The organism is Vibrio olivae, assembly GCF_042428525.1.
Lineage (GTDB): Bacteria > Pseudomonadota > Gammaproteobacteria > Enterobacterales > Vibrionaceae > Vibrio > Vibrio olivae.
The window spans coordinates 1-3,527 of sequence record NZ_JBHMEP010000031.1; the positions used below are offsets into that span (position 1 = coordinate 1).

The following is a 3,527-nucleotide window of genomic DNA, read 5'->3' on the forward strand; positions in this document are numbered from 1 at the left end:
GGGGGAACGCTTACCACTTTGTGGTTCATGACTGGGGTGAAGTCGTAACAAGGTAGCGCTAGGGGAACCTGGCGCTGGATCACCTCCTTAATACGAAGATTATTGCGATGAGTGTTCACACAGATTGATACGGTTTATGTAAAAGAGATGATAACGAAGAGATTTTTGTTTAAATCGAGTCGTACAACTGAGGAGTGAAGGGGCATACATCAGTATGTAACTGAGCGAGGATAGGCAGTACAACGAGGTATTAAGCAAGAATATCGAGTTAGAAAATTGGGTCTGTAGCTCAGGTGGTTAGAGCGTTCGCCTGATAAGCGAGAGGTCGGTGGTTCAAGTCCACTCAGACCCACCAATTTTTCCTTCTGTTTTGTTGTGAAAATCGTCGTTTACCCTATGTAAACTTGCTCATTTCACTGCGCGCATAAGAAAAATGACTATTTTATGGTTTAGCCATACAAATGGGGCTATAGCTCAGCTGGGAGAGCGCCTGCATGGCATGCAGGAGGTCAGCGGTTCGATCCCGCTTAGCTCCACCATCTTTAAACGCACTAGAAGTAGTGTTTTTAAACATGGTTTCTTTCAATAGAAAGTAAACTTTGCTCTTTAACAATTTGGAAAGCTGACGAATAACAACAATCCCCTTATCTTTTGATAAGCGTTGTTATTCAAATAAAAGTTCTCAAATCCTATTCTCTATGAGAGTAGGTACCAAAATACACATTCAAGTGTTCTTGGGAATAACGTCTTAGGATGTTATTCAACTTTTTGGCTCTGCTTTTTTCTAAAAAGTGGAAATAAAGAGTTATTTGAGTCCGGCAAAATCGAAATGTCTCTCGCTCATTCAAATAATGAGAGACAAAACCTTGGTTGCTAACTGCAACGCCAAGTATTGCGATGTGGATTTGATGTTTAGGCCAGGCGCTAAACAATCTGTCGACGGGAGTTATCGTCTGATAACGACCAAGCAGATTGAGCAAGCAACACAGCATAAACAACAAAGACCGAGCAAGACCTCTTGGGGTTGTATGGTTAAGTGACTAAGCGTACACGGTGGATGCCTTGGCAGTCAGAGGCGATGAAGGACGTACTAACTTGCGATAAGCGTAGATGAGGCAGTAAGAGCCACTTGAGTCTACGATTTCCGAATGGGGAAACCCAAGTGCATAAGCACTTATCTTGCAGTGAATACATAGCTGTAAGAGGCGAACTCGGGGAACTGAAACATCTAAGTACCCGAAGGAAAAGAAATCAACCGAGATTCCGACAGTAGCGGCGAGCGAAATCGGATTAGCCCTTAAGCTTTTAATGATGCAGGTGAACAAGCTGGAAAGCTTGGCAATAAAGGGTGATAGCCCCGTAGCCGCTCCATCATTTTGAGTGAAAACGAGTAAGGCGGGACACGTGATATCCTGTTTGAAGATGGGGGGACCATCCTCCAAGGCTAAATACTCCTGACTGACCGATAGTGAACCAGTACCGTGAGGGAAAGGCGAAAAGAACCCCTGTGAGGGGAGTGAAATAGAACCTGAAACCGTGTACGTACAAGCAGTAGGAGCACCTTCGTGGTGTGACTGCGTACCTTTTGTATAATGGGTCAGCGACTTATATTCAGTGGCAAGGTTAACCGTATAGGGGAGCCGTAGGGAAACCGAGTCTTAACTGGGCGATTTAGTCTCTGGATATAGACCCGAAACCGAGTGATCTAGCCATGGGCAGGTTGAAGATTGAGTAACATCAATTGGAGGACCGAACCGACTAATGTTGAAAAATTAGCGGATGACTTGTGGCTAGGGGTGAAAGGCCAATCAAACTCGGAGATAGCTGGTTCTCCCCGAAAGCTATTTAGGTAGCGCCTCGGACGAATACTACTGGGGGTAGAGCACTGTTAAGGCTAGGGGGTCATCCCGACTTACCAACCCTTTGCAAACTCCGAATACCAGTAAGTACTATCCGGGAGACACACGGCGGGTGCTAACGTCCGTCGTGGAGAGGGAAACAACCCAGACCGCCAGCTAAGGTCCCAAATTATTGCTAAGTGGGAAACGATGTGGGAAGGCTTAGACAGCTAGGATGTTGGCTTAGAAGCAGCCATCATTTAAAGAAAGCGTAATAGCTCACTAGTCGAGTCGGCCTGCGCGGAAGATGTAACGGGGCTAAGCAATAAACCGAAGCTGCGGCAATGCAATTTATTGTATTGGGTAGGGGAGCGTTCTGTAAGCGGTTGAAGGTGTGTGGTAACGCATGCTGGACGTATCAGAAGTGCGAATGCTGACATGAGTAACGATAAAGGGGGTGAAAAACCTCCTCGCCGGAAGACCAAGGGTTCCTGTCCAACGTTAATCGGGGCAGGGTAAGTCGACCCCTAAGGCGAGGCCGAAAGGCGTAGTCGATGGGAAACGGGTTAATATTCCCGTACTTCTTACAATTGCGATGGGGGGACGGAGAAGGCTAGGTGGGCCTGGCGACGGTTGTCCAGGTTCAAGTGCGTAGGCTTAAGAGTTAGGTAAATCCGGCTCTTTTTAAGGTCGAGACACGATGTCGAGCCACTACGGTGGTGAAGTCATTGATGCCATGCTTCCAGGAAAAGCCTCTAAGCTTCAGATTGTAAGGAATCGTACCCCAAACCGACACAGGTGGTCGGGTAGAGAATACCAAGGCGCTTGAGAGAACTCGGGTGAAGGAACTAGGCAAAATGGTACCGTAACTTCGGGAGAAGGTACGCTTCTGACGGTGAAGTCCCTTGCGGATGGAGCTATCGGAAGTCGCAGATACCAGGTGGCTGCAACTGTTTATTAAAAACACAGCACTGTGCAAAATCGTAAGATGACGTATACGGTGTGACGCCTGCCCGGTGCCGGAAGGTTAATTGATGGGGTTAGACTTCGGTCGACGCTCTTGATCGAAGCCCCGGTAAACGGCGGCCGTAACTATAACGGTCCTAAGGTAGCGAAATTCCTTGTCGGGTAAGTTCCGACCTGCACGAATGGCGTAATGATGGCCACGCTGTCTCCACCCGAGACTCAGTGAAATTGAAATCGCTGTGAAGATGCAGTGTACCCGCGGCTAGACGGAAAGACCCCGTGAACCTTTACTACAGCTTGGCACTGAACATTGAGCCTACATGTGTAGGATAGGTGGGAGGCTTTGAAGTAATCACGCCAGTGGTTATGGAGCCATCCTTGAAATACCACCCTTGTATGTTTGATGTTCTAACTTGGTCCCCTAATCGGGGATGAGGACAGTGCCTGGTGGGTAGTTTGACTGGGGCGGTCTCCTCCCAAAGAGTAACGGAGGAGCACGAAGGTGGGCTAATCACGGTTGGACATCGTGAGGTTAGTGCAATGGCATAAGCCCGCTTGACTGCGAGAATGACAATTCGAGCAGGTGCGAAAGCAGGTCATAGTGATCCGGTGGTTCTGAATGGAAGGGCCATCGCTCAACGGATAAAAGGTACTCCGGGGATAACAGGCTGATACCGCCCAAGAGTTCATATCGACGGCGGTGTTTGGCACCTCGATGTCGGC

General features: G+C 48.2%; 2 tRNA genes and 2 rRNA genes. All 4 read left to right on the plus strand.

The window, feature by feature from the left end:
• A 16S ribosomal RNA gene (locus tag ACFFUV_RS23175) occupies window positions 1-90 on the plus strand; the annotation flags it as partial.
• A gap of 188 nt (window positions 91-278) precedes the next feature.
• Window positions 279-355: transfer RNA gene (locus tag ACFFUV_RS23180), tRNA-Ile, on the plus strand.
• Between the two features lie 108 nt (window positions 356-463).
• Window positions 464-539 (plus strand) — tRNA-Ala (locus ACFFUV_RS23185).
• 491 nt (window positions 540-1,030) lie between these two features.
• A 23S ribosomal RNA gene (locus ACFFUV_RS23190) occupies window positions 1,031-3,527 on the plus strand; the annotation flags it as partial.